The 23,468-nt window shown below is 59.1% G+C and carries 20 protein-coding genes; 14 read left to right on the top strand and 6 right to left on the bottom strand.

From position 1 onward, the window contains the following. Positions 1-203 precede the first annotated feature (203 nt). Positions 204-1,580 (bottom strand): glutamine synthetase family protein, encoded by a 1,377-nt coding sequence (locus DW49_RS0126570; protein ID WP_003382104.1) that lies wholly within the window; start codon positions 1,578-1,580, stop codon positions 204-206. A 595-nt stretch (positions 1,581-2,175) separates the two neighbouring features. On the opposite strand from DW49_RS0126570, the gene DW49_RS0126565 reads away from it, so the two are divergent. The 7 genes from DW49_RS0126565 (at position 2,176) to DW49_RS0126535 (ending at position 10,458) form a co-directional block, all read left to right on the top strand. Continuing rightward, positions 2,176-3,534 (top strand): glutamine synthetase family protein, encoded by a 1,359-nt coding sequence (locus tag DW49_RS0126565; RefSeq protein ID WP_003382103.1) that lies wholly within the window; start codon positions 2,176-2,178, stop codon positions 3,532-3,534. Positions 3,535-3,603: 69 nt separating this feature from the next. Then, positions 3,604-4,971, top strand: a complete 1,368-nt coding sequence (locus tag DW49_RS0126560; protein ID WP_024420733.1) for an aspartate aminotransferase family protein — start codon at positions 3,604-3,606, stop codon at positions 4,969-4,971. Between the two features lie 130 nt (positions 4,972-5,101). Continuing rightward, complete coding sequence (locus DW49_RS0126555) at positions 5,102-6,199, top strand: polyamine ABC transporter substrate-binding protein (RefSeq protein ID WP_024420734.1); 1,098 nt, start codon at positions 5,102-5,104, stop codon at positions 6,197-6,199. A gap of 171 nt (positions 6,200-6,370) precedes the next feature. Further along, the gene (locus DW49_RS0126550) at positions 6,371-7,465 is read left to right on the top strand and encodes a polyamine ABC transporter substrate-binding protein (protein WP_005621537.1); all 1,095 of its coding nucleotides are present in this window, start codon (positions 6,371-6,373) and stop codon (positions 7,463-7,465) included. A 55-nt stretch (positions 7,466-7,520) separates the two neighbouring features. Next, positions 7,521-8,663: a polyamine ABC transporter ATP-binding protein gene (gene potA / locus DW49_RS0126545; protein ID WP_005621535.1), complete on the top strand. Its 1,143-nt coding sequence runs from the start codon at positions 7,521-7,523 to the stop codon at positions 8,661-8,663. Further along, positions 8,660-9,580, top strand: coding sequence for an ABC transporter permease subunit (locus DW49_RS0126540; protein WP_003382095.1), 921 nt, complete (start codon positions 8,660-8,662; stop codon positions 9,578-9,580). Before potA ends, DW49_RS0126540 begins: the two co-directional genes overlap by 4 nt. Beyond that, positions 9,577-10,458: an ABC transporter permease subunit gene (locus tag DW49_RS0126535; RefSeq protein ID WP_005621532.1), complete on the top strand. Its 882-nt coding sequence runs from the start codon at positions 9,577-9,579 to the stop codon at positions 10,456-10,458. The genes DW49_RS0126540 and DW49_RS0126535 overlap by 4 nt, the downstream gene beginning before the upstream one ends. A gap of 305 nt (positions 10,459-10,763) precedes the next feature. Here the strand turns inward: DW49_RS0126535 and DW49_RS0126530 are convergent, their stop codons facing one another. Then, on the bottom strand, positions 10,764-13,151 hold the full coding sequence (locus DW49_RS0126530; RefSeq protein ID WP_005621531.1) for a penicillin acylase family protein: 2,388 nt from the start codon (positions 13,149-13,151) through the stop codon (positions 10,764-10,766). A 274-nt stretch (positions 13,152-13,425) separates the two neighbouring features. Between DW49_RS0126530 and bipL the strand changes: the two genes are divergently transcribed. After that, a complete protein-coding gene (bipL, locus tag DW49_RS0126525) occupies positions 13,426-14,367 on the top strand; it encodes a phospholipase BipL (RefSeq protein ID WP_024420700.1) in 942 nt (313 codons plus the stop codon). Here bipL and DW49_RS0126520 read toward each other — a convergent pair. Further along, positions 14,364-14,555 carry a hypothetical protein gene (locus DW49_RS0126520; protein ID WP_005621527.1) on the bottom strand — a complete coding sequence of 64 codons (192 nt, stop codon included), beginning with the start codon at positions 14,553-14,555 and terminating at the stop codon, positions 14,364-14,366. The two genes, bipL and DW49_RS0126520, sit on opposite strands and share 4 nt — an antisense overlap. A 51-nt stretch (positions 14,556-14,606) precedes the next feature. Continuing rightward, complete coding sequence (locus DW49_RS0126515) at positions 14,607-15,365, bottom strand: DUF2059 domain-containing protein (protein ID WP_005621525.1); 759 nt, start codon at positions 15,363-15,365, stop codon at positions 14,607-14,609. 141 nt (positions 15,366-15,506) lie between these two features. Here DW49_RS0126515 and DW49_RS0126510 point away from each other — a divergent pair, with 141 nt between their 5' ends. Beyond that, positions 15,507-16,142, top strand: a complete 636-nt coding sequence (locus DW49_RS0126510) for a 2OG-Fe(II) oxygenase (RefSeq protein ID WP_005621523.1) — start codon at positions 15,507-15,509, stop codon at positions 16,140-16,142. Between the two features lie 137 nt (positions 16,143-16,279). Then, positions 16,280-16,717, top strand: coding sequence for a DUF4399 domain-containing protein (locus DW49_RS0126505; protein ID WP_005621521.1), 438 nt, complete (start codon positions 16,280-16,282; stop codon positions 16,715-16,717). A gap of 173 nt (positions 16,718-16,890) precedes the next feature. Here DW49_RS0126505 and serA read toward each other — a convergent pair whose 3' ends face one another. Continuing rightward, on the bottom strand, positions 16,891-18,120 hold the full coding sequence (gene serA, locus DW49_RS0126500; protein WP_005621519.1) for a phosphoglycerate dehydrogenase: 1,230 nt from the start codon (positions 18,118-18,120) through the stop codon (positions 16,891-16,893). Between the two features lie 161 nt (positions 18,121-18,281). Here serA and DW49_RS0126495 point away from each other — a divergent pair, with 161 nt between their 5' ends. From DW49_RS0126495 to DW49_RS0126480, 4 genes are all read left to right on the top strand, one after another. After that, a complete protein-coding gene (locus tag DW49_RS0126495) occupies positions 18,282-19,676 on the top strand; it encodes an FAD-binding oxidoreductase (protein WP_005621517.1) in 1,395 nt (464 codons plus the stop codon). Positions 19,677-19,743: 67 nt separating this feature from the next. Then, the gene (locus DW49_RS0126490; RefSeq protein WP_003382082.1) at positions 19,744-20,409 is read left to right on the top strand and encodes a fumarylacetoacetate hydrolase family protein; all 666 of its coding nucleotides are present in this window, start codon (positions 19,744-19,746) and stop codon (positions 20,407-20,409) included. Between the two features lie 183 nt (positions 20,410-20,592). Next, the gene (locus DW49_RS0126485) at positions 20,593-21,525 is read left to right on the top strand and encodes an SdiA-regulated domain-containing protein (RefSeq protein ID WP_005621515.1); all 933 of its coding nucleotides are present in this window, start codon (positions 20,593-20,595) and stop codon (positions 21,523-21,525) included. A gap of 110 nt (positions 21,526-21,635) precedes the next feature. After that, positions 21,636-22,541, top strand: a complete 906-nt coding sequence (locus DW49_RS0126480) for an SdiA-regulated domain-containing protein (RefSeq protein WP_003382079.1) — start codon at positions 21,636-21,638, stop codon at positions 22,539-22,541. Between the two features lie 45 nt (positions 22,542-22,586). Here the strand turns inward: DW49_RS0126480 and rpiA are convergent, their stop codons facing one another. Next, positions 22,587-23,258 carry a ribose-5-phosphate isomerase RpiA gene (gene rpiA / locus DW49_RS0126475; RefSeq protein WP_005621512.1) on the bottom strand — a complete coding sequence of 224 codons (672 nt, stop codon included), beginning with the start codon at positions 23,256-23,258 and terminating at the stop codon, positions 22,587-22,589. Positions 23,259-23,468 lie beyond the last annotated feature (210 nt).

The following is a 23,468-nucleotide window of genomic DNA, read 5'->3' as shown; positions in this document are numbered from 1 at the left end:
ATCGTGCCCATGCTCCGCGTGGGTATGCCGTTCTGGACGCTCCGCGTCCTCTCCTGATTATGTGGCGCGGCGCAGATTTGTGACGCAGAGCGTCACGAATGGCACGCCCACGCTGGAGTATGCGGTGCGAGAGGTGCTCCGGGCGCAAACAAAAACGCCGCAAAGCTCCAGGCTTTGCGGCGTTGTGTATGGCTCAGCCTCAATCAGACTGTGTGCAGGTACCAGTTGTACTCAAGGTCGGAGATGGAGTGTTCAAACTCCTCCAGCTCGCTCTCTTTACAGGCGACAAAAATGTCGATGTATTTCGGGTCGATGTACTTGGCCATGACCGGGTTGTCGTCCAGCTCGCGCAGTGCATCGCGCAGGTTGTTCGGCAGGCTTTGTTCGTGCTGTTCGTACGAGTTGCCTTCCACCGGAGCACCCGGCTCGATCTTGTTGACCAGACCGTGATGCACGCCTGCCAGCACCGACGCCATGACCAGATACGGGTTGGCATCGGCACCGGCTACGCGGTGTTCGATACGCACGGCATCGGCCGAACCGGTCGGCACGCGAACCGCGACCGTGCGGTTGTCCAGGCCCCAGGTCGGCGAGTTGGGCACATAGAACTGAGCACCGAAGCGACGGTACGAGTTGACGTTCGGGCACAGGAACGCCATCTGCGCAGGCAGGGTCTCGAGCACACCGCCGATCGCGTGACGCAATGCGGCGTTCTGCTCGGGATCCTCGCTGGTGAAGATGTTCTTGCCATCGCGATCCAGAATCGAGATGTGGACGTGCAGACCATTACCCGCCTGACCCGGATAGGGCTTGGCCATAAAGGTCGTGTCCATTTCGTGGTCGTAGGCGATGTTCTTGATCAGGCGCTTGAGCAGCACAGCGTAGTCGCATGCCTTGATAGCGTCGGCGACGTGGTGCAGGTTCACTTCGAACTGCGCAGGGGCACTTTCCTTGACGATGGCGTCGGCAGGAATGCCTTGCTCCTTCGCACCTTCCAGAATGTCCTGCAGGCAATCGACATATTCGTCGAGGTCATCGATCAGGTAGACCTGTGTCGAGTGCGGGCGCTTGCCGGAGATAGGGGAGCGGGGCGGTTGCGGACGGCCGTTCACGTTCTCCTGATCGATCAGGTAGAACTCCAGCTCAAAGGCGGCGCAAATGGTCAGGCCCATTTCATCGAACTTGGCGACGACCTGGCGCAAGACTTCACGCGGGTCGGCGAAAAACGGATCACCTTCGATTTCGTGCATGGTCATCAGCAGTTGCGCAGTAGGGCGCTTTTGCCATGGCTCGTTGCACAGGGTGTCAGGGATGGGATAACAGATTCGGTCAGCATCACCGATATCCAGGCCCAGACCGGTGCTTTCCACCGTGGAGCCATTGATATCCAGGGCAAATAAAGAGGCCGGCAGGTTGATGCCTTTCTCGTAAACCTTATGGAGGCTGGTGCGCTCGATGCGTTTGCCACGCACCACACCATTCATATCTGCAATCAGAAGGTCAACGTACAGAACCTCAGGATGTTCCTTAAGGAACGCGTTCGCTTCGTTAAGCTGAACGGCACGCGGGGGTACCGACATGATGCAACACCTTTGTTGTTAAAAATATCAATCATCAATGATTGCGGATCTCAGTCAATCCGAAAGCCATGATGAAGTCAATAGAGCCTTTTTTGCCCTAAAACTGCGCCAGATGGCCTTTTTTGCCGCTATTTAGGGCGTTTTATCGTGTTGCTATTTTGTCTTGATCGCCAGCGTGAGCGGCCTGTCTTCTATTTTTAACGGGTTGTTGTATAAAAAAATGAACGAGGCTAAGCTCGGTCGCAACCCATTAGAGCAACAATAGCGGGGGCCCAATGCTTCACCTTCCCTTGGTCGGTACGCGGATATCGAGCCCGCATAGCGGTCATCATGCCTGTGATACCCGTGCCCGTGGTGAACTGACGCACATTGCGACGCACCTGGACGGCCGTTCGGGCTCGTCTGCTCTACGCTCAAGACCGGACATTACCACTATAACCGCGTCGCCAGTGTTACGGCGGCCGTCTGGAACTCCGGCTCTGCAGGTGTCACCTTACCCCTAATCGGCGCCTGCCGAAACGAGTTGTACACCGTGACGCCGACGCGTCGAAAAAACGCCTGATCACGATCAGGACAAGAAAACCCTGAGGTATTTATGAGTACCAACCTCGACCAGCTCACCGATTGGTTGAAAGAACACAAGATTACCGAAGTCGAATGCATGGTGTCCGACCTCACCGGCATCACGCGGGGCAAGATCTCGCCGACCAACAAGTTCATTGCTGAAAAGGGCATGCGCCTGCCTGAAAGCGTGCTGTTGCAGACGGTGACCGGCGACTACGTAGAAGACGACATCTACTACGAGCTGCTCGACCCGGCAGACATCGACATGATCTGCCGCCCCGACCAGAACGCGGTGTATCTGGTGCCTTGGGCCGTCGAGCCCACTGCGCAGGTGATTCACGACACCTACGACAAGCAGGGCAACCCCATCGAGCTGTCGCCGCGCAACGTATTGAAGAAGGTGCTCAAGCTCTACGCCGATCAAGGCTGGCAGCCCATCGTGGCGCCGGAGATGGAGTTTTACCTGACCAAGCGCAGCGACGACCCGGATTACCCGCTGCAACCGCCCATCGGTCGCTCCGGGCGCCCTGAGACCGGTCGTCAGTCGTTCTCTATAGAAGCGGCAAACGAATTCGATCCGCTGTTTGAAGACGTCTACGACTGGTGCGAACTGCAGAACCTGGACCTCGACACACTGATTCACGAAGACGGCACGGCGCAGATGGAAATCAACTTCCGTCACGGCGATGCCCTGTCGCTGGCCGATCAGATTCTGGTGTTCAAGCGCACCATGCGTGAAGCCGCACTCAAGCACGACGTGGCGGCGACCTTCATGGCCAAGCCGATGACCGGCGAGCCGGGCAGCGCCATGCACCTGCACCAGAGCATCATCGACATCGAGACCGGCAAGAACATCTTCTCCAATGAAGACGGGACCATGAGCGAGCTGTTTCTGAACCACGTCGGTGGTCTGCAGAAGTTCATCCCCGAGCTGTTGCCGCTGTTCGCGCCCAACGTCAACTCGTTCCGCCGCTTTCTGCCCGACACCTCGGCACCCGTTAACGTCGAATGGGGCGAAGAAAACCGCACCGTCGGCTTGCGCGTGCCGGATGCAGTGCCGCAGAACCGACGTGTGGAAAACCGTCTGCCGGGTGCCGATGCCAACCCGTATCTGGCCATCGCCGCCAGCCTGCTGTGCGGTTTTATCGGCATGGTCGAAGGCATCAACCCGAGTGCGCCGGTGGTCGGGCGTGGCTACGAGCGGCGCAATCTGCGCCTGCCGTTGACCATCGAAGACGCGCTTGAACGCATGGAAAACAGCAAGACCATCGAGAAATACCTGGGCAAGAAATTCATCATCGGTTACGTCGCGGTAAAACGTGCCGAGCATGAAAACTTCAAGCGTGTGATCAGTTCGTGGGAGCGGGAATTCCTGCTCTTCGCCGTCTGATCACACAGAGCGCCGCCGCGGTTGATGCGCGGCGCTCTGACCACTGACCTGAAACAAAGGAAGTGCTGCATGAGTGCCAACAACAACCCGCAAACCCTCGAATGGCAGGCCCTGAGCAGCGAGCACCACCTGGCACCGTTCAGCGACTACAAACAACTGAAAGAAAAAGGCCCGCGCATCATCACCCGCGCCCAAGGCGTGTACCTGTGGGACAGCGAGGGCCACAAGATCCTCGATGGCATGTCTGGTCTGTGGTGCGTGGCCATTGGTTATGGCCGCGAAGAGCTGGCCGATGCTGCCAGCAAACAGATGCGTGAGCTGCCGTATTACAACCTGTTCTTCCAGACCGCTCACCCGCCGGTGCTGGAGCTGGCCAAAGCCATCTCCGAAATCGCTCCGCAGGGCATGAACCATGTGTTCTTCACCGGTTCAGGCTCCGAAGGCAATGACACGATGCTGCGCATGGTTCGTCATTACTGGGCGCTGAAAGGCCAGCCGAACAAGAAAACCATCATCAGCCGCGTCAACGGTTACCACGGCTCCACGGTCGCCGGTGCCAGCCTGGGCGGCATGACGTACATGCACGAACAGGGCGACCTGCCGATTCCGGGTATTGCCCACATTCCGCAGCCCTACTGGTTCGGAGAAGGGGGCGACATGACGCCCGACGAATTCGGTGTGTGGGCCGCCGAGCAACTTGAAAAGAAAATCCTCGAACTGGGTGTCGAGAACGTCGGTGCGTTCATTGCCGAGCCGGTTCAGGGCGCAGGCGGCGTGATTGTTCCGCCTGAGTCTTACTGGCCGAAGATCAAAGAGATTCTGTCGCGCTACGACATCCTGTTTGCCGCCGATGAGGTGATCTGTGGTTTCGGGCGCACCGGTGAGTGGTTCGGTAGCGATTTCTACGGCCTCAAGCCCGACATGATGACCATCGCCAAAGGCCTGACCTCCGGTTACGTGCCGATGGGCGGTTTGATTGTGCGCGACGAAATCGTCGCGGTGCTCAACGAGGGCGGCGATTTCAATCATGGTTTTACCTATTCAGGGCACCCGGTGGCGGCAGCCGTCGCACTGGAGAACATCCGCATCCTGCGTGAAGAAAGGATCGTCGAGCGGGTGAAGTCGGAAACGGCACCTTATTTGCAAAAGCGTTTGCGTGAACTGAACGATCATCCGCTGGTGGGCGAAGTGCGTGGCGTCGGATTACTGGGGGCCATCGAGCTTGTGAAAGACAAAGTCACCCGCGAGCGCTACACCGACAAGGGCGCGGGCATGATCTGTCGAACCTTCTGCTTCGAGAATGGCCTGATCATGCGGGCCGTGGGCGACACGATGATCATTGCGCCGCCATTGGTGATCAGTTTCGCGGAAATTGATGAGCTGGTGGAGAGGGCGCGCAAATGTCTGGATCTGACACTGGCCGTATTGCAGGGCTGAATCCGCAAAAAGTGCGGGGATGTGCGTTGTTTAACCAGGGGCGGCTTGAAAGCCTGCTCCGGAACTTGCCAGACTAATGGCTACAAGCCGCCAACCGACGGTCAGTGATAAAAATACATTGGAGCTACGCATGAAAAAATTTGGCAAGACCCTTCTCGCGCTGTCCCTGGTGGGCGTCGTGGCCACTGCTGCGCAGGCCGATGACAAAGTGCTGCACGTCTATAACTGGTCCGATTACATCGCGCCGGACACCGTTGCCAAGTTCGAGAAAGAGTCGGGCATCAAGGTGGTCTACGACGTTTTTGACAGCAACGAGACGCTGGAAGCCAAATTGCTCGCTGGCAAGTCCGGTTATGACATCGTCGTACCGTCCAACAACTTCCTCGCCAAGCAGATCAAGGCGGGCGTTTATCAGGAGCTGGACAAGTCCAAACTGCCGAACTGGAAGAACCTGAACGAATCGTTGCTCAAGGCCGTGTCGGTCAGCGACCCGGACAACAAGCACGCCTTCCCGTACATGTGGGGCTCGATCGGTATCGGCATCAACCCGGACAAGGTCAAGGCCGCGCTGGGTGCTGACGCGCCGGTCAACTCGTGGGACTTGCTGTTCAAGCCCGAGAACGCTGCCAAGCTGAAGTCGTGCGGCATCAGCTTCCTCGATTCGCCAACCGAAATGCTGCCAATCGCGCTGCATTACCTGGGCTACCCGACTGACTCTCAGGACAAGAAACAGCTCGCCGAAGCCGAAGCGCTGTTCATGAAGATTCGCCCGTCGATTGGCTATTTCCACTCGTCCAAGTACATCTCGGACCTGGCCAACGGCAACATCTGCGTAGCGGTCGGTTACTCGGGTGATATCTACCAGGCCAAGTCGCGCGCTGCCGAGGCCGGTGGCAAGGTCAAAGTGGCTTACAACATTCCGAAAGAAGGCGCTGGCAGCTTCTACGACATGGTCGCCATCCCCAAGGATGCCGAAAACGTCGAGGGTGCGTACAAGTTCATGACCTTCCTGATGAAGCCGGAAATCATGGCTGAAATCACCAACGCCGTGCGCTTCCCGAACGGTAACGCTGCTGCTACGGCGCTGGTAGACAAGGAAATCACCAGTGATCCGGGCGTTTACCCGCCTGCCGACGTGCAGGCCAAGCTGTATGCAATCGCCGACCTGCCTGCTGCGACGCAGCGGATCATGACCCGCAGCTGGACCAAGATCAAGTCAGGTAAATAAGCCTGTCATGAAACCTGTGGATGCTGCGTAGCCCCGGCCGCGCAGGATCCAGCAGACAGGAATATTGCCTAAACCTTTGCTGGTTGGACGCATAGACGGTAAGTTGCGCGCCGGTTTGGTTTTCCGGACGCCCTCCGGCGCTCAGGCCCCTCTGTTAAAAGGACTCATTCTTTGTCTATTTCTATTTTTTCCAAAGCCTTGCTGGCGGCTGCCGGCCTGACACTGACCCTCAGTGCTCAGGCGCAATCCACCGTGCATATTTATAACTGGTCCGATTACATCGGCAAGACCACCCTGGCAGACTTCGAAGCCGCTACCGGCATCAAGCCGATGTACGATGTATTCGACTCCAACGAAACCCTGGAAGCCAAGCTGCTGGCCGGGCGCACCGGTTACGACGTGGTCGTGCCGTCCAACCACTTCCTCGGCAAGCAGATCAAGGCGGGCGCGTTCCAGAAGCTCGACAAGTCGCTGCTGCCCAACTACAAAAACCTCGACCCTGCGCTGCTCAAGCGTCTGGAGAAGAACGATCCGGGTAACCAGTACGCGGTCCCGTACCTGTGGGGCACCAACGGCATCGGTTATAACGTCGATAAGGTAAAAGCGGTGCTCGGTGTCGACAAGATCGACTCTTGGTCGGTGCTGTTCGAGCCTGAGAACATCAAAAAGCTGTCCAGCTGCGGCGTCGCCTTTCTTGATTCCGCCGATGAAATGCTCCCGGCGATGCTCAACTATTTGGGCCTGAGCCCCAACAGCACCAACGAAGCCGATTACAAGAAGGCCGAAGCCAAGCTGCTGGCGATTCGTCCTTACGTGACCTATTTCCACTCGTCCAAATACATCACCGATCTGGCCAACGGCGACATCTGCGTTGCGGCCGGTTTCTCGGGCGATGTGTTTCAGGCCAAGGCTCGTGCAGAAGAAGCCGGCAAGGGCGTGAAGCTTGCGTACAGCATCCCGAAAGAGGGCGGCAACCTGTGGTTCGACATGCTGGCGATCCCGGCAGACTCGAAAAACGTCAAGGCCGCCAGCGCCTTCATCAACTACATGCTTGACCCCAAGGTCATTGCCCAGGTCAGCGATGAAGTCGGCTATGCCAACCCCAATCCCGCCTCCGGCGAGTTCATGGACCAGAAAATCCGTACTGACGCAGCGGTCTACCCGCCTCAGGAAGTGCTGGACCGTCTGTTCGTGAATAGCGAGTTGCCACCCAAGGTGCAACGTCTCATGACCCGCAGCTGGACCAAGGTCAAGTCGGGCAAATAACTATTCAGCACCCGGCCGCATTGGCCGGGTTGCCTACCTGTTGGGAGTTTCACCCATGGCAGTTGCCTCCGGCGGCTACAAGAAAGCCCTCGAAGGCGGTCAGCAACCCAAAGAGGTGCTGGTCCGGATCGATCGGGTCACCAAGAAGTTCGACGAGACGATTGCGGTGGACGATGTGTCTCTGCAAATCAACAAGGGCGAAATCTTCGCCCTGCTCGGCGGCTCGGGCTCCGGCAAGTCCACGCTGCTGCGCATGCTGGCCGGTTTCGAGCGCCCGACCGAGGGGCGTATCTACCTCGACGGCGTCGATATTACCGACATGCCGCCGTACGAACGTCCGATCAACATGATGTTCCAGTCCTACGCGCTGTTCCCGCACATGACCGTGGCCGACAACATCGCCTTTGGCCTCAAGCAGGACAAACTCGCCAAGTCGGAAATCGAAGCGCGCGTGGCCGAAATGCTCAAGCTGGTGCAGATGACCCAGTACGCCAAGCGCAAGCCGCATCAACTTTCCGGCGGTCAGCGGCAGCGTGTAGCGCTGGCTCGTTCGCTGGCCAAGAAGCCCAAGCTGTTGCTGCTCGATGAGCCGATGGGCGCGCTGGACAAGAAACTGCGCTCGCAGATGCAACTGGAGCTGGTGGAGATCATCGAGCGCGTTGGCGTGACCTGCGTCATGGTGACCCACGATCAGGAAGAGGCCATGACCATGGCCGAGCGCATCGCCATCATGCACCTGGGCTGGATCGCGCAGATCGGCAGCCCGATCGATATCTACGAAACCCCGACCAGCCGTCTGGTCTGCGAGTTCATCGGCAGCGTCAACCTGTTCGAGGGCGAAGTGATCGAGGACATGGAAGGCCATGCGCTGATCCGCAGCCCGGAGCTGGAGCGCAATATCTACGTCGGCCACGGCGTCAGTACGTCGGTGGAAGACAAGCACATCACCTACGCATTGCGCCCGGAAAAACTGCTGATCACCGCTGAACAGCCAGGTTTCGAATACAACTGGTCGCGCGGCAAGGTCCACGACATTGCTTATCTGGGCGGCCATTCGGTGTTCTACGTCGAACTGCCGGGCGGCAAGCTGGTGCAGTCGTTCGTCGCTAACGCCGAGCGTCAGGGCGCACGACCTACCTGGGGCGATGAAGTCTACGTCTGGTGGGAAGACGACAGCGGCGTGGTACTGCGCTCATGAAAATACGCAAGATCAAGCGCGCTTTCGAGCGTATAAAGCCCACCGGGCGGCAGATGGTCATCGGGGTGCCGTTCCTCTGGCTGTTCCTGTTCTTTGCCTTGCCGTTTTTGATTGTGCTCAAGATCAGCTTCGCCGAAGCCGATGTTGCGATCCCGCCGTACACCGAGATCTTCAGTTACGCCGACGAAAAGCTGCAAATGGCCCTGAATTTCGCCAACTACACCTTGCTCAGTGGTGATGACCTGTACGTTTCGGCGTACCTGGGTTCGCTGAAAATGGCCTTCATCAGCACCACGCTGTGCCTGCTGATCGGCTACCCGATGGCCTACGCCATCGCCAGCGCCCGCAAGGATCTGCAAACCGTGCTGTTGCTGCTGATCATGATGCCGACCTGGACCGCGATCCTGATTCGCGTCTACGCGTGGATGGGCATTCTCAGCAACAACGGCCTGCTCAATGCTTTCCTGATGTGGCTGGGCCTGATCGACGCGCCGTTGCAGATCCTCAATACCAACCTGGCGGTGTACATCGGCGTGGTCTATTCCTACCTGCCGTTCATGATCCTGCCGCTCTACGCCAACCTCGTGAAACATGACACCAGCCTGCTGGAAGCCGCGTCTGACCTTGGCTCCAGCACTTTCAACAGCTTCTGGAAAATCACCGTACCGCTGTCCAAGAACGGGGTGATAGCTGGCTGCATGCTGGTGTTTATCCCGGTGGTGGGCGAGTTCGTGATCCCCGAACTGCTTGGTGGCCCGGAAACCCTGATGATCGGCCGTGTGCTGTGGCAGGAATTCTTCAACAACCGTGACTGGCCGGTGGCTTCGGCGCTGGCGGTCATCATGCTGCTGGTGCTCATCGTGCCCATTATCCTGTTCAACCGCAGTCAGGCCAAAGAGCTGGAGGGCAAGGCATGAACCGCTTTCGATTCTCGAACCTGATGCTGGTTTTCGGCCTGCTGTTCATCTATGCGCCGATGGTGATTCTGGTCATCTACTCGTTCAACGCCTCGCAACTGGTGACGGTCTGGGGCGGTTGGTCGGTGAAATGGTACGTCGGCCTGCTGGACAACTCGCAACTGATGGGCTCGGTGATGCGCTCGCTGGAAATCGCCTGTTACACCGCTATTGCGGCAGTCGCATTGGGCACCATGGCCGCGCTCGTCCTGACCCGCATCAGCCGCTTCAAGGGCCGGACGTTCTTTGGCGGGCTGGTGACGGCGCCGCTGGTGATGCCGGAAGTGATCACCGGTCTGTCGCTGTTGCTGCTGTTCGTGGCCATGGCGCAGTTAATCGGCTGGCCGCAGGAGCGCGGCATCATGACCATCTGGATCGCGCACACGACGTTCTGCGCAGCCTACGTGGCGGTGGTGGTGTCGGCGCGGCTGCGTGAGCTGGACCTGTCGATCGAAGAGGCTGCAATGGATCTGGGCGCGCGTCCGTGGAAAGTGTTCTTCCTGATCACCATCCCGATGATCGCGCCGTCACTGGCTGCCGGGGGCATGATGTCGTTTGCGCTGTCGCTGGACGACCTGGTACTCGCCAGCTTCGTCTCCGGGCCGGGCTCGACGACCTTGCCGATGGAAGTGTTCTCTGCCGTGCGGCTGGGCGTGAAGCCTGAAATCAACGCCGTTGCGAGCCTGATCCTGCTGGCCGTGTCACTGGCAACCTTCCTGGTCTGGTTCTTCACCCGCCGCGCGGAAAACAACCGCAAACGTGCGATCCAGCAAGCCATCGAGGAAAGCGCCGCCGACGCCTGGAAGCAGCCTGACCCAAGGCGAGCGCCAGCTGCCTGACAGCTATGGCAGGACGCAGAGCGTCCAGAACTGCATGCCTACGCAGAGCGCAGGCACGATGACCAGTCAAATGGCTATCGCTCCCACGCTCCAGCGTGGGAGCGCAGCTCTGGACGCTCTGCGTCCGATCTTGATAGCGCGGTGCTACGCAGACTTGTGACGCGGAGCGTCACGAAATGCATGCCAACGCGGAGCATTGGCACGATAGTCAAACCCGGTTGTGCCTGATGTACCGTGTGTAACGGTTTCACTGTCGGTTCCCGACAGTTCGCGGACAAGTCCCACACAAGGAATTGTGGCGATTGCTACTCCCCCGGCACCAACCGCAAAACCCCTTCGGTATGCTCTGCCACATCCTTCTCGCTAAAGCGCTGCGGCACGTACTCGCCTTTCACAAACGCCTTGGCCTGATCCGAATAATGCTTGTCGAACGGCACGCCGCTCTGGCCTACCGGGTTGATGCCCAGGCTGTGGGCCGGGTCGGCGAAGTCTATAAGGCGGCGGGTCGAGGGGCCGTAGCCGACGGGCCACGGGGCAGGGCGGATGCTGGATGACAGGTTGTTCGGTACTTCGTGAGTGCCCGGCGCAGCATACGGGCCGACGTTGAAAATACTGTCCAGCGGCTTCTGCGAGCCCAGCGGATGGCCTTGGGTCAAAGTGTGAGCCTTGCCCCAGAGCCATTCATCCGGGTTGGTGCCGTACAGCGATCGCAAGTGCGAAACGCTGGCCCGCCAGGCCACCTTTACGGTATTGGCGCGGCTTTCTTCGTGGGGCGAATTGCGATTGTTCCACCACGGCGAATCGGCATCGGCGGCCAGGCGTGGCAAGGCGGAATCCAGTGCGCGGGTCGACAGCAGGGTTTCAAACAGCGCATCGCCCAGTTCGTCGTGGAAAGTCTCTTCAGTCAAGTCGAACAGAAACTGGTTGAACAGCGTGGCGCCCACCGAATCAACCGGATAATCACCTTTCCAGCTGGCCAGCCGCTCGACCAGCGCGAGCTCGTCCGGATCGCTGATCACACTGCGCAGCACCGGAATCAACGGCCTGAGAATGCTCGGGGCGTAATCGGTCTGCGTGCTCAGCTGCAAGGCCTTGCTGGCCGCCAGGTCCCACTTGATGCTGGAATCGCTCAGTTGCCGGTTGAGTTCCTGGCCGCGCTCAGCCGGGTTGTAATACCCCGGAATCTGCATGCCGGTCGGCGACAGTGGCTGGAAGTTGGCTGACACGATGTAGCCACGCGCCGGGTTTTCTTCGTGTGGGTTGGCGCTGAACGGGTAGAAACCCAGTTTATCGGCCTGCGCGGTGCTGCCATCCAGAATGAAACTTGGGTCGACGCCTTCCGGGCGGATTGGAAGTTGCGCCGCTGCCCACCAGCCAATGTCGCCCTTGGCGTTGACCCAAACGATATTAAGGCCCGGCGACTGGATCTTCTCGGCGGCGCTGCGCATCTTGTCCAGCGTGTCGGCGCGATTGGCCTCGTAGAAACCATCAAGCACCGGGTTGGCGGACACCAAAAATGACCACCACATCGCAATCGGCGTCTGGCCGGCGTTCTTGCCCATCACGTTATTGACGATAGGGCCGTGGGGCGACTCAAGCAGGGTCAGGGTGACAGGGGCCTGACCTTTGACCGCGATGTGCTGCTCGGTACGCTTCATGTCCACCCACTGGCCGTGATACCAGACCTGATTGGGGTTGTCGGGGTTGGTTTTTTCGGCGATCAGGTCAACGTCGTCGTTCTGGAACATGGTCAGGCTCCAGCCGAACTCCATGTTGTGGCCCAGAAACGCGAACGGGTTGAGCGCCGGAAAGTGACCGTACAGCTCAAAGCCTGGCGCAGACAGCTGCGCCTCGTACCAAACCGAGGGCACCGAGAAGCGGATGTGCGGATCGCCCGCAAGAACAGGTTTACCGCTTTGCGTGCGGCTGCCGGAAATCGCCCAGGCGTTGCTGCCTTCGAATTGCGGCAGGCCTGCGTCTTCCAGCGCCTTGTGGCTCAACTGTGCCAGTTCAGCCAGGCCTTTCCAGTCGGCGCTGGCCAGTGCCGGTTGTGCGCCCAGCATGCCGTCCGGGTGCCAGTCCAGATCGAACACTTTCAAATACTGCGGGCCAAGCTGGTCGCGCACGTAGGTCAGCAATGGCTCGGTGCGGAACGCGGCGGCAAAACTGTAGGCCAGGTAGCCGCCGATGCTGAGCGTGTCTTCGGCAGTGAAGCGCCGCCTGGGGATGCCCAGCACGTCAAACTCCATCGGCCTTGCGTGGGTGTCCTGATACTGGTTGATGCCGTCAATGTAGGCTTCCAGTGCTTTCCAGGTCGGAGTGTTCTTGTCCTGGTGTGCGACATACGCATCGGCATGCTCACGGATGCGTAGGGTGCGAAACAGTTTGTCGGTCTCAAGCAGGTTCGGCCCGAGTATTTCGGCCAGCTCGCCACGCGCCAGACGGCGCAGCATTTCCATCTGGAACAGCCGGTCCTGGGCATGGGCGTAACCCAGTGCACGGTACAGATCGGCTTCGTTCTCAGCCCGTATGTGCGGCACGCCGCGCTCGTCGTAACGCAGGGTAACGGGCGCTTGAAGACGGCTCATGGCGATCTCGCCATCGCGGACCGGCTGCTTGCTGTTCACGTACCAGCCTGCGCCGCCAGCGATGATGGCAATAATAATGGCTAGAATGACAAGGCTGCGTTTCATCCGGGTTCTCAAAAATTACAACTGGCAGGGGCCATGCAGGCTACAGTTTCAAATGTGCAATCAGTTAGCGGCAAAGCCGGGTCTCTCGACTGAGCGCGTGGCTGAGCCTAGTCTGCAAGCTTGCGGCAATTGTCGTTACGACACTATGAAGCTTTGCGGCAAGCTGGCGAATACCACGACAGTCGATTATGGCGGCGTAGCTTGCCATGCCGGAGCAGACAGAAGAATATCGTTACACAACTTTACGATTTCCTTGCCGGAATCTGGAAACCCCATGTCCACCACGTTCGACCCCGATAATCTGCGAGCCAGCCTGCTGGCGCTGAACGTTATTGACCCGCTCTCTCTGGACGGTCAGGCGTATCAGCGCTTCTATGGTCTTGCAGGCCTTGGGGGTGAAAATGTGGTGCGCAGCTGGCTGGGTCGCCTTGATGTTGAGGGCTACGAGATCGTCGGGCAAGTGTGGCTGCCCGAAAGCCCGGTCGCGACGCTGTTTCTGTTTCATGGTTTCTATGACCACATGGGCCTGTACCGGCATGTCATCGAATGGGCGCTGAACCAGGGGTTTGCGGTGATCTCCTGCGACCTGCCAGGGCATGGTTTGTCCAGCGGCAGCCGTGCCAGCATCAACGACTTCGCCGAATATCAGGTGGTGTTGCAGCGCCTGCTGCTTGAAGCCGGCTCTCTGGGGCTGCCGCACCCCTGGCATCTGTGCGGACAAAGTACGGGCGGCGCGATTGTGATCGATCACTTGCTGCACCAGGGCGTGGAGTCTCCGGCGCAAGGTGAAGTCATTCTGCTTGCACCCTTGGTCAGGCCGCGTGCATGGGGCTGGTCGCGTTTCAGCTATCGCCTGCTCAAGCCCTTCGTGAGCGGCATTGCCCGGCGCTTCACCGAGAACTCCAACGCGCCGGCGTTCCTGCCTTTTCTGCTGGCCGACCCGTTGCAGCCGCGTCGCCTGCCGACCGCCTGGGTCGGCGCGCTGGCGCAATGGATCGTGCGCGTCGAAAGCGCCCCGCGCAGCCTGCGCAGCCCGATCATCATTCAGGGTGACGCAGACATGACGGTCGATTGGTCCCACAACCTTGCGGTCCTGAAAGACAAGTTCAGCCAGCCGCACATTCTCATGCTGGGGCACGCCCGGCATCATCTGGCCAACGAAACACCGGAATTGCGGGCCAGGTACTTTGATTTCGTGAAAGGGCGGCTGGGCTAGGTTTTTGCAGCCTTGTCTGCCAGCAGCGCCTTTACCTGGCGGCGCAGGCGAAAGTTTTCAGCGGCCAGCACGGCCACCATCAGCAGACCCAGTACGCCAAACGCATTCTGCCCCAGAGAACTCCAGAACAGCCAGGCGAAAAAGGACATTACGATAGCGGTGGCCAGCAGGGCCAGAGAGTCTTTCATGCGATTGCTTCCATTCATTGACCTCAGGCGCTTGAGGGCCTGAACGGTGTTTTACTGTCCGGGGTTCAGGCTCGACGCACTTTGCCCCACTGCCAGCCCGGCGCGAATCGCAGCCAGTGCGGCTTGATAGTAGGCTTTGCCTTGCGGCGACTCGGCGAACGTCGAGAACTCCTCAAGCTCCGGGTCGGACAGGTCACGGTAGACGTACAGCAGCGTGTTGTTCAGGTCGGCGCTGATCTGCGCCATCAGGCGTTCGCGCTGGCCTTCGAGCATGCCCTGGGCCTGACCGCCGCCCAACAGACCGGGGATCATCTGGCTAAGGCTGTCGGCCGCAACGCCTGCAATGGCAAGGCTGACTTCGGCGCCGGCCTGTTTGGCGGGCAGCGCCTGGGCCAGATGGCCGATCAGCAACTGGCGCGTAGCGTCCGCTTCCATGTGCGGGATGCCTTGGGCGTGCTTGGCCAGTTGGTCGGCGCGGGTCGCGGTCAGTTCGGCGTTGACGATCTTGCGACCCAGCGGCGACTGGAAAAACTGCAGCGAGGGCGTGGGGTCATTGAGGCTGTCACGCAGGCTCTTTGAGGCGCGCCGGTCCATTGCCTGCGGTGCGAAACGCTGATTGCTGTTGGCCACCAGAGCCTGAAAAACCGCTGGCGGCAGGTTGTTGCTGTAGCGCTGCTGGGCCGCTTTGAGAGCATCGTTGAAATGCGCGCGCTGTTCCGGCCAGCCTGCAGCTTTGTACAACTGATCGTAGTTGTCTGCCCAGACAGGCGAGGTGCAGAACATCAACAGCAAAACAAACAAACGACGCATTGGGGACTCCTGTCGGCAGGCCGCTATTCTCCGGGTGTTAGCGTGGATTTGTCGAGTTATGAGTGCCGTTGGCGAATGAAATCTCGCGCCATTGATACCGCGTGTATACGCCTCTGTCGAATTTCAGGGCTTATGGATACTATGCACGCCATGCGCATACCCTCTGACCACCCACTGCTGCTGCGAATCGTCGACGACCTGGCCGCCAATGGCTGGTCGCAGCAGAATATTTTCCTGCCCGAAGCTCTGACCCTCGAGCTTGCGCAAGAGTGCCGCAAACGTGCAGCCGAAGGCGAGCTTGAGCCTGCCGCTGTCGGCAAAGGGCCAGCGCAGGAAATTCGCGAAGGCATTCGTGGTGATCGTATTCAGTGGCTTGAGCCTGGGCAGGTGGCGTCTTGCGACAGTTACCTGGAGCTGATGGACAGCTTGCGTCAGGCGCTCAATCGCGGTCTGTTTCTGGGGCTGGAAGATTACGAAAGCCACTTTGCCCTGTACCCGCCAGGTGCCTGCTACCTGCGGCATGTGGATCGCTTTCGCGACGACGACAAGCGCATGGTGTCGGCAGTGCTGTACCTCAATAATGCCTGGCTGCCGGAGCATGGCGGTCAGTTGCGCATGTACCTCAAGGACGATCTGGCTTATGACGTCCAGCCTACAGGCGGTTGCCTGGTGGTGTTTCTCTCCGGTGACATTCCCCACGAAGTCATGCCCGCCACCCGTGACCGGCTTTCATTGACCGGCTGGTTCAGGCGTCGAGGCAATGAGCTGTTCCAGTAATGCCGTTATGCCTCATGAAAACTGTTTCATGAATGCGGTGAGCCATTGAGCCTGGCTGCGGTCTATCGTGAGCACTCCTGAACCGACGGATTGTCGTGTGCAGGGTCGGACTTACGTCAACTGGAACTGGAGCAATCATGAAATCCTTATTTTCTGGAACGGTGGTAGCAGGCCTGTTGCTGAGTGCGTCCATGCGGGTCAGCGCTGCAGACATGCCGCAGACCACATCGCCTGAAGGTGCCGAGGTGTACATCATTTCGCCCAGTGATGGCGAGACGGTTACCTCACCGTTCAAGGTCCAATTCGGCCTCAAAGGCATGGGCGTCGCGCCAGCCGGTGTGGACGTGCCCGAGACCGGTCACCACCACCTGCTGATCGATGTGAAAGACCAGCCCGCCGCAAACATGCCGTTGCCGGTCAGCGACAACATCCGCCACTTCGGCAAAGGCCAGACCGAAACCGAACTCAACCTGCCGCCAGGTCAGCACACCCTGCAACTGCTGATGGGCGACAAAGGCCACATGCCGCTGAACCCTTCGGTCGAGTCGAAGAAGATCACGATCAATGTGAAGTAGGTATTTGATTTCACCTGAGAGGGTGTGACGTACAGCGTCACGAACGGCAGTCCCGATAATTTCAATTATCGTGCGACGCTCCGCGTCGGCATGCCGTTCTGGACGCTCTGCGTCCGATCTTGAGGGTTCGAGTACCCATGCAGTGCATGGGCACTCTGATCAGAACGCTCGGATCAGAACAACACGCGGCTGCGGATGGTGCCTTTGATGTGTTGCAACTTGGCCTGTGCCAGGTCCGAGTACTCGGCGTCAACGTCGATCACCACGTAGCCGACTTTCTCGTTGGTCTGCAGGAACTGACCGGAGATGTTGATGCCGTTTTCGGCGAAGACCTTGTTGATCTCGCTGAGCACGCCCGGGATATTCTCGTGGATGTGCAGCAGGCGGTGCTTGCCAGGGTGAGCAGGCAGGGCGACTTCCGGGAAGTTGACCGAGGACACCGACGTACCGTTGTCGCTGTACTTGACCAGTTTTTCCGCGACTTCCAGACCGATATTGGCCTGCGCCTCGGCAGTGGAACCACCGATGTGCGGGGTCAGGATCACGTTGTCCAGGCCACGCAGCGGGCTTTCGAAAATGTCGTCGTTCGAGCGTGGCTCGACCGGGAACACGTCGATGGCAGCGCCGATCAGGTGCTTGTCCTTGATCGCGTCAGCCAGGGCATCCAGTTCGACGACTGTGCCGCGAGCCGCGTTGATCAGGATGCTGCCCTTTTTCATTGCGCGGATTTCTTTCTCGCCGATCATCCACTGGGTTTCGTTGGTTTCCGGAACGTGCAGCGTGACGATATCGGACATGCCCAGCAGCTCGTTCAGGCTGGAAACCTGAGTGGCGTTGCCCAGTGGCAGTTTGGTCAGCGTGTCGTAGAAGTACACCTGCATGCCCAGGCCTTCAGCCAGAACCGACAGTTGCGTGCCGATCGAGCCGTAGCCGACGATGCCGAGCTTCTTGCCACGGATCTCGAAGGAATTGGCCGCGCTCTTGATCCAGCCTCCACGGTGGCAGGACGCGTTCTTTTCCGGGATGCCGCGCAACAGCAGAATCGCCTCGGCCAGCACCAGTTCGGCAACCGAACGGGTATTGGAGTAAGGCGCGTTGAACACCGCAATACCGCGTTCGCGCGCTGCGTTGAGGTCAACCTGATTGGTGCCGATGCAGAAGCAGCCCACTGCGACCAGTTTCTTGGCGCTATCGAACAGCTCTTCGGTCAGTTGGGTGCGGGAGCGGATACCGATAAAGTGAGCGTCGGCGATCTTTTCCTTCAGTTCGGCTTCCGGCAGAGACTTGGTGTGGTACTCGATGCTGGTGTAGCCGGCTGCCTTGAGGACGTCGACAGCGGATTGATGGACGCCTTCGAGAAGAAGGAACTTGATCTTGCTCTTGTCGAGGGAAGTCTTGCTCATCTGCGTAAACCTGTGTCCCGAAGAAAATTGGCAGGGGGTACCCGGATCGGCTCTGGGCACGACTCACGGGGGGCGTATGCTAGCATATGAGCCCCGCGAAACCTCATTCCAGAACGTGAACCGTTCTCAGGATGCCCATGAATTGTCCGAGAGTTGAGTCGATGACCCATCCCGCTTTGATTGATGAGCTGCAAGCCCTGGTTGACTCCGGCAAGGTGCTGACTGATGCAGGTTCTCTGGAGACCTACGGCAAGGACTGGACCAAGCAGTTCACCCCCGCGCCGCTGGCCATCGTGTTTCCCAAGACCACCGAGCAGGTTCAGGCCATTGTGCGCTGGGCCAATGAGCGGCTGGTCGCGCTGGTGCCGTCTGGCGGGCGCACCGGGCTGTCTGCGGCAGCCGTGGCCGCCAGCGGTGAAGTGGTCGTGTCATTCGATTACATGAACCAGGTGCTGGAACTGAATCTCACCGACCGTACGGCAGTTTGCCAGCCGGGCGTTATCACCCGGCAGTTGCAGGCACTGGCCGAAGACAACGGCCTTTATTACCCGGTGGACTTTGCCTCGTCGGGCTCCAGCCAGATCGGCGGCAATATCGGCACCAATGCGGGCGGCATCAAGGTCATTCGCTACGGCATGACCCGTAATTGGGTGGCGGGCCTCAAAGTGGTGACCGGCAAGGGCGACCTGCTTGAGCTGAACAAGGACCTGATCAAGAACGCCACCGGTTACGACCTGCGGCAGTTGTTCATCGGCGCCGAAGGCACGCTGGGTTTTGTGGTCGAGGCCACCATGCGCCTTGACCGCGCGCCGAAAAACCTCACGGCGATGGTATTGGGCACCACCGACTTCAACTCGATCATGCCGGTGCTGCATGCTTTTCACGGCAAGCTCGACCTGACCGCCTTCGAATTCTTCTCCGACAAGTCGTTCGCCAGGGTCATGGCGCGCGGCGATGTGCCATCACCTTTCGACACGCCGTGCCCGTTCTATGTGCTGCTGGAGTTTGAAGCGACCACCGAAGACCTTGCCGATCAGGCGCTGGCGACCTTTGAACACTGCGTCGAGCAGGGCTGGGTGCTGGATGGCGTGATGAGTCAGAGCGAGCAGCAACTGCGCAACCTGTGGAAACTGCGCGAATACATCTCCGAGACCATCTCGCACTTCACCCCGTACAAGAACGACATCTCGGTCACCGTCTCGAAAGTGCCGGAATTTCTGGCGGAAGTCGACGCCATCGTCGCCGAACACTACCCGGACTTCGAAGTGCTCTGGTACGGCCATATCGGCGACGGCAACCTGCACCTGAACATCCTCAAGCCTGAAAACCTCGACAAGGACGAGTTCTTCGTCAAATGTGCGCGGGTCAACAAATGGGTGTTCGAGACCGTAGAAAAGTACAACGGCTCGATTTCCGCCGAGCATGGCGTCGGGATGACCAAGCGCGATTACCTGACGTACAGTCGCTCGCCGGTGGAAATCGAGTACATGAAAGCGTTGAAAGCAGTCTTCGACCCCAATGGCATCATGAACCCCGGAAAGATATTCGCCGTTTGATTCCTGCCGTACCGTGTACCGCCACGCTAAAACAGCCACGCCACACTTATCAGACTGAGGAGACGTCATGAGCTACCAGCACAAATATGTCGATGGAACGAGCATTCACTTCCCGCTGGGCAAAGTGGTCTGCATCGGCCGCAACTATGCCGAGCACGCCAAGGAACTGGGCAACCCGGTGCCCACCGAGCCGCTGCTGTTCATGAAGCCTGGCAGCGCGGTGGTTGCACTGGAAGGCGGTTTCACCATCCCGGCAGACCGTGGCTCGGTGCATTACGAAGCCGAGATTGTGGTGTTGATCGGCAAGCCCCTGAGCAAGAATCCGTCCCGCGAAGAAGTGCTCGACGCGATCAGCGGCTTTGCGCCCGGCCTGGACCTGACCCTGCGTGACGTGCAGTCCCGTCTGCGCGAGAAAGGCCTGCCGTGGGAACTGGCCAAGTGCTTCGACGGCGCTGCGGTCATCCCGCCGTTCGTCCCGGCTGGCACCTTCACTGACCTGACAGACATCGGCATTCGTCTGACCATCAACGGCAAAGTGGTGCAGGACGGCAACAGTAGCCTGATGCTCAACCCCATCGTGCCGATGATTCAGCACATGGCGGCCAACTTCTCGTTGCAGGCCGGTGACCTGATCATGACCGGTACGCCTGCCGGCGTGGGGCCGTTTGAAGCTGGTGACGAAATTGTTCTGGAACTGACCGGGCAAACGCCGTTCACCAGCGTCGTTCGCTGACGGCGCAGCTGTTTCATGCAGTAGCCAAAGCCACGCGGGATCATTCCCGGGTGGCTTTTGTTTGTGGGGTAGTTGATAGTTCAGTCGATTTTGCGTTTTTTTCACACCTGCTCTGGATAATCCTGCCGGCCCCTTATGGGCACTCATGTCGTCATGAAGTCTCATCTGCTCAGGAACACTTGAATGGCCCTTCCTGCCTCAACGCCGCCTCGCGCTAAAAAACGCTTCGCCTTCATACGCACCCTGCGTTGGTATTCGTGGCTGCTGCTGGTCATCTTGCTGGGCTATGGCCTGTCTCACATCATGCATTGGGATGATCGCGGGCTGCTCTGGCTCAAGGAGCGGTTCGAAAGCAACGAAGAGCGCAGCGCAAGTATCTGGTTGCCGGACTATCATGTAGATATCGATGCCAAAGCGTTGCCAGGCATGGAAAAGGACGAGGCTTCGGACCTTTCTTATAACCCGATCAGCAAAACGCTGTTCGCGGTCATGGGCAAGAATGCGTTTCTGGTGGAATTGACGCTCAAGGGCGACGTGCTGCGCAAAATTCCGCTGGTCGGCTGGAGCAACCCGGAAGGCGTGGCCGTCATGAATGACGGGCTGATCGCTATCACCGACGAACGTCAGCACCAGTTGACCATCGTCAAAGTGACAGCCGATACCACCACCCTGAACATTGCAGACTTTCCCCACTACGAGCTGGGCGCGTCAGCCAACAAGAACAAGGGTTTCGAGGGCGTTGCCTGGGACCCGCGTCGTCAGCAACTGTTGCTGGGCGAAGAGCGTCCGCCAGCGTTGTACACCTGGAAGAGCGACGGCAGCAATGTATTGAAGGGCGACAAGCAGAAGCTTTTGAGTCGCGCTCTGGACATGCGCAACCTGTCCTCTCTGAGCATCGATCCGCGCACTGGCCACATGCTGGCGCTTTCAGCCGATTCGCACATGTTGCTGGAGGTGGACGAGCAGGGTAATCAGGTCAGCTTCATGACCCTTCTGGGTGGCATGAATGGTTTGAATAGTACGATTCCTCGCGCAGAAGGCGTTGCGCTTGATGAGGCCGGGACGCTGTACATGGTCAGCGAGCCGAACCTGTTCTATTCGTTTCGCAAGCAGTAAGCCAGGACGGCAACCACATAGCTGGTAATCAAATAGCACTACGCCATTAAGCTTGCTTTCAGAATGGCGTGGTATCAATGCCGCCCGCTTAACTTGCCCGAGTCACCTCAATGCGCCGCTCTACCCGCTCTTTACTCCTGCTCATCGCCCTTGTTCCGCTGGCCGGGCTGTTCATGCTCGCCAATGAGCGATACCGCTATGTGGAACGCGTGCTGTTCGACTGGCAAGTGTTCTGGCAATCCGACTCGCTTGAGGCCATCGGCCTTGATCAGTATCGCGCCGTGACAGAAGGGCAGGTCATCGTCGGGCTTGAGGACGATGTCTCGGGCCTGAGCTTCGACCCGGACCGCAAAAGCCTGTTTACCGTGACTAACCAGAACCCCGAGCTGGTCGAACTGAGCCTGGACGGTCGCGTGCTGCGACGCATACCGCTGGTGGGTTTTGGCGATGCCGAAGCGGTCGAATACATCAGCCCCGGCGTTTACGTCATCAGTGACGAGCGGCAGTTACGGCTAATTCAGATTCACGTCGATGACAGCACAAAAAGCCTGAACGCCGCCGATGCCGAGCAACTGACGCTGGGGCTGACAGCCAGCGGCAACAAGGGCTATGAAGGCCTGGCTTATGACTCAAAGGGCAAGCGCCTGTTTGTTGCCCGCGAGCGCGACCCGGTGCAGATTATCGAGGTGCGCGGCTTTCCCAGGGTCAATGCCGATGCGCCGGGCAATCTCCAGGTCATCACCGACGGCAAGCGCGATGGCAAGCTTTCCGTGCGTGATCTTTCCAGCCTGCAATTCGATGAAGCGAGCGGTCACCTGCTGGCGCTGTCCGATGAGTCGAAACGGATTCTGGAGCTCGACACTACGGGGCGGCCGATTGGCAGTGGCTCGCTGAAAGAAGGCGATATGGGCTTGAGCAAGAGCGTGCCGCAAGCCGAAGGTATGGCCATGGACGACGAAGGGACGTTGTATCTGGTGAGTGAGCCGAACCTGTTCTACGTGTTCCGCAAGCCTTGAGCCGTTGAGGCGCATGCCCACTTTGCGTGGGCATGTCCGGGTGCATCAGCGTGTGAGGGTCTTCACGCCTTCGGCGGTGCCCAGCAGCAGCAGATCAGCCGGGCGAGCGGCGAACAGGCCGTTGGTGACCACGCCGACGATGGCGTTGATGCTCGCTTCCAGCTCCACCGGGTTGGTGATGCTCATGTTGTGCACGTCGATGATGATATTGCCGTTGTCGGTGAGCACGCCTTCACGGTAGACCGGGTCGCCGCCCAGCTTCACCAGTTGCCGGGCAACGTGGCTGCGCGCCATCGGCACAACTTCGACCGGCAGCGGGAACGCGCCCAGCACTGGCACCAGCTTGCTGCCGTCGGCGATGCAGATGAAGGTCTTGGCCACTGTCGCGACGATCTTCTCGCGAGTCAGCGCCGCACCGCCGCCCTTGATCAGGTTCAGATGCTCGTCGCTTTCATCGGCGCCATCCACATAGAACTCCAGGTCGCTGACGGTGTTCAGCTCATAGACCGGAATGCCATGCCCCTTGAGGCGTGCAGCGGTGGCTTCGGAGCTGGCGACTGCGCCGTCGAACGCACCTTTGTGTTTGGCCAGTGCATCAATGAAGCAGTTGGCTGTGGAACCGGTGCCGACGCCCACAATGCTCTTGTCGTCGAGCTTTGGAAGGATGAAATCGACAGCGGCTTGGGCGACTGCCTGTTTGAGTTGATCCTGGGTCATGCGGGCTCCACGGTGCCTGATGTAGCTGAAAGAGGGGTAAGGGGAAGCAAAACGGCCCGCATTATAGCGGCGACTGCACCGCAAAGCCTTGTCATTCGTATGGTCGTCTTTCGGCACGCAGGGTAGACTTCCCGACCTTGCCCGCTTCGTCAGTGATGCTGCCCCGATGCTTGAACAATACGTCAAGAAAATCCTCACCTCGCGCGTCTA

Source organism: Pseudomonas avellanae BPIC 631, assembly GCF_000444135.1.
Taxonomy (GTDB): Bacteria; Pseudomonadota; Gammaproteobacteria; order Pseudomonadales; family Pseudomonadaceae; genus Aquipseudomonas; species Aquipseudomonas avellanae.
Note: the sequence above shows the minus strand (reverse complement) of the source record. Positions and strands in the feature narration are given on the sequence as shown.

Coding starts and splice junctions, on each gene's coding strand:
- DW49_RS0126570 (WP_003382104.1), bottom strand. CDS start 1,580: ATGTCGGTACCCCCGCGTGCCGTTCAGCTTAACGAAGCGAACGCGTTC.
- DW49_RS0126565 (WP_003382103.1), top strand. CDS start 2,176: ATGAGTACCAACCTCGACCAGCTCACCGATTGGTTGAAAGAACACAAG.
- DW49_RS0126560 (WP_024420733.1), top strand. CDS start 3,604: ATGAGTGCCAACAACAACCCGCAAACCCTCGAATGGCAGGCCCTGAGC.
- DW49_RS0126555 (WP_024420734.1), top strand. CDS start 5,102: ATGAAAAAATTTGGCAAGACCCTTCTCGCGCTGTCCCTGGTGGGCGTC.
- potA (WP_005621535.1), top strand. CDS start 7,521: ATGGCAGTTGCCTCCGGCGGCTACAAGAAAGCCCTCGAAGGCGGTCAG.
- DW49_RS0126540 (WP_003382095.1), top strand. CDS start 8,660: ATGAAAATACGCAAGATCAAGCGCGCTTTCGAGCGTATAAAGCCCACC.
- DW49_RS0126535 (WP_005621532.1), top strand. CDS start 9,577: ATGAACCGCTTTCGATTCTCGAACCTGATGCTGGTTTTCGGCCTGCTG.
- DW49_RS0126530 (WP_005621531.1), bottom strand. CDS start 13,151: ATGAAACGCAGCCTTGTCATTCTAGCCATTATTATTGCCATCATCGCT.
- bipL (WP_024420700.1), top strand. CDS start 13,426: ATGTCCACCACGTTCGACCCCGATAATCTGCGAGCCAGCCTGCTGGCG.
- DW49_RS0126520 (WP_005621527.1), bottom strand. CDS start 14,555: ATGAAAGACTCTCTGGCCCTGCTGGCCACCGCTATCGTAATGTCCTTT.
- DW49_RS0126515 (WP_005621525.1), bottom strand. CDS start 15,365: ATGCGTCGTTTGTTTGTTTTGCTGTTGATGTTCTGCACCTCGCCTGTC.
- DW49_RS0126510 (WP_005621523.1), top strand. CDS start 15,507: ATGCACGCCATGCGCATACCCTCTGACCACCCACTGCTGCTGCGAATC.
- DW49_RS0126505 (WP_005621521.1), top strand. CDS start 16,280: ATGAAATCCTTATTTTCTGGAACGGTGGTAGCAGGCCTGTTGCTGAGT.
- serA (WP_005621519.1), bottom strand. CDS start 18,120: ATGAGCAAGACTTCCCTCGACAAGAGCAAGATCAAGTTCCTTCTTCTC.
- DW49_RS0126495 (WP_005621517.1), top strand. CDS start 18,282: ATGACCCATCCCGCTTTGATTGATGAGCTGCAAGCCCTGGTTGACTCC.
- DW49_RS0126490 (WP_003382082.1), top strand. CDS start 19,744: ATGAGCTACCAGCACAAATATGTCGATGGAACGAGCATTCACTTCCCG.
- DW49_RS0126485 (WP_005621515.1), top strand. CDS start 20,593: ATGGCCCTTCCTGCCTCAACGCCGCCTCGCGCTAAAAAACGCTTCGCC.
- DW49_RS0126480 (WP_003382079.1), top strand. CDS start 21,636: ATGCGCCGCTCTACCCGCTCTTTACTCCTGCTCATCGCCCTTGTTCCG.
- rpiA (WP_005621512.1), bottom strand. CDS start 23,258: ATGACCCAGGATCAACTCAAACAGGCAGTCGCCCAAGCCGCTGTCGAT.